The 2,013-nt window shown below is 55.6% G+C and carries 2 protein-coding genes; both read left to right on the forward strand.

The features are described from left to right. Nucleotides 1–690: 690 nt before the first annotated feature. Nucleotides 691–1,107, forward strand: a complete 417-nt coding sequence (locus OMK73_RS36985) for a hypothetical protein (RefSeq protein ID WP_267606662.1) — start codon at nucleotides 691–693, stop codon at nucleotides 1,105–1,107. Nucleotides 1,108–1,670: 563 nt separating this feature from the next. Then, nucleotides 1,671–1,901: a Cro/CI family transcriptional regulator gene (locus OMK73_RS36990; RefSeq protein ID WP_267606663.1), complete on the forward strand. Its 231-nt coding sequence runs from the start codon at nucleotides 1,671–1,673 to the stop codon at nucleotides 1,899–1,901. Nucleotides 1,902–2,013: the final 112 nt, after the last annotated feature.

The following is a 2,013-nucleotide window of genomic DNA, read 5'->3' on the forward strand; positions in this document are numbered from 1 at the left end:
CGATGGATGGAGTTTAGGAATTCCTTAGCTGCATGTCAATAGAATTCCTAAAATTGTGCGACAGTCACACGGCGAGGACCTCCCCAAGTACTTGTGCATCGCCTGCGCGGTCAGGAGGCGCGACGCTTTGAAGGCTCCGTCGAAGAAGTAGTCGATGTCTCCGTTCCGATGCCTGCGGATGACGATTGTGTCTCCGTCCTGATCCTGCTTTGTGTTCTTTCGCGCGCGATTCGAAGCCGCCAAGTAATCGGCGATTTTTACTACGTTAGACATGCTGACCCCGGTTTGCCGCCGGATGTTCCCCCAGCGGTCCATATGGAGCCGAATTAATAATCTTTTAAGTGCCTACCTAATAACCCCGCATAAGGGGTATGCAAATGGTTCTGCATGACAATATGCAGACGGGTTTGTATGGCGCGTTTGCTAATGCCTTGTAAATTAAGATTTTTTTATTTTTTGCGAGTGGCACTTGAAACCCAATCCCTCTAATGTGGGGGCTGTGCGTTTAGGGGAAGTGGAATCTAATCGTGTTTCATCTCAACAGGGCAAGGGCGGGCTATGCGTCAAAGGACTGTAATTTTCTCATCCCTCGTTGGGGCGGCTTTGCTTGCGTCGACCAGTTGCGGGGCGGCGGATGCAGACGGTCTTCCGACGTACAGGCCGGTGATCGAGGGAATGAAGGAGATCCAGATGGATCGCTCCTATCCGGGCCAGCCAACGGCGCCAGGCAAGAAGCTGATCGATGATCAGTTGCCCTACATTGTCACGAAGCCGTCACCGGGGACCGAAAACTATCGGCCGCGTAACGGCGCGCGTACTTTCCTGTGCAATGACAAAACCTATGTAGCTCAATTGCGGACCCTTCGGGTTAATGGATTTCGCGCCGAGGTTGATAGGCTATTAGGCGCCGGTGGTAAATGCCGAATAACGGACGCTGGCGAGGTATTCAAAGTGGTCCGCTTCGAGGCATTCAATATTTCGGCCGGCCATTTTGAGGTTGCTTATGTTCAGCAGATTATTAATCTAGTCGGCAAGGATGGGAAAGCTGTAGATGTTCCCATCAGCGCGCACGTTGCGCGTGACGAAATCGAATTGGATAAGAAATAAGCGATATTACGGAGCTTCGGCGCTTACTCGTTTGCCGTTCTCCGTCCGATTTTGGGTGTCGCTTTGATCGACCCATCTGCCAGCGGCGAAGCCCACGCGTCGCGCTCGACTAGGCTCGCCCCAAGGAATGCCGACACGATCGTGTCTCAGGGCCTCCTTCTGTGCTTGACTCAGCTTTCGTAGTCTTCAATTTTGGCCCTGAATGGCCAGTCATGTGCACCAGATGTCCTGCGCGGCTGCCGGCACGTTGTAACCCGGGTCGAGGTGATAGGCAGCCCGCTTGTTCCCCGCGCCCCGTGGCGAGCCACCACGGGTTCACGCGCAGCAGTTCTGCAGCAGCAAGTAGGTTGCTACCTTCCATCTTCTTCGTCCGCCCGCTTTGCCAGTCCACGATCGATGCGCTGCGAATACCGCATGCGCGCGCGATGTTCACGGCCTTTATCTCGGGCATGTCGTCCATGGCCTCTTTGAGGCGGTCAGCAAGGGTGCTCATTAGGAAATCCTAACAGGGATGCGACTAGGAATGCCTTGACTATTGATTAAGGAATTCCTAAAATCTGCGCATGGCTACTGCGACTGAACTTATCGATTGTCTTGGCGGGACCGGGGTGGTTGCGAAACTGCTCGGCATCAAGCCGCCCTCGGTCAGCGACTGGAAGAAGACCGGCATCCCGCGGAGCCGAATCAGTGAACTCGCACTGGCCACAGGCCGAGTTCCTGGGTCGCCTGACGATTTGTCGCCGGAACGCTGGCACCTGATCTGGCCTGAGCTGGGCGCTGAGGTCGCGCGGTGACTAGTTCCCGCTCTGACCGTCTTCCAGCGTCTGCGCTGATTCGTTCGAGCCGGGCGAGCAGCGCGCGGGTGGTGCGGGATGCACTCCTGGAGTGCCGGCCTCTGATCAACAA

Source organism: Cupriavidus sp. D39, assembly GCF_026627925.1.
Lineage (GTDB): Bacteria > Pseudomonadota > Gammaproteobacteria > Burkholderiales > Burkholderiaceae > Cupriavidus > Cupriavidus ulmosensis.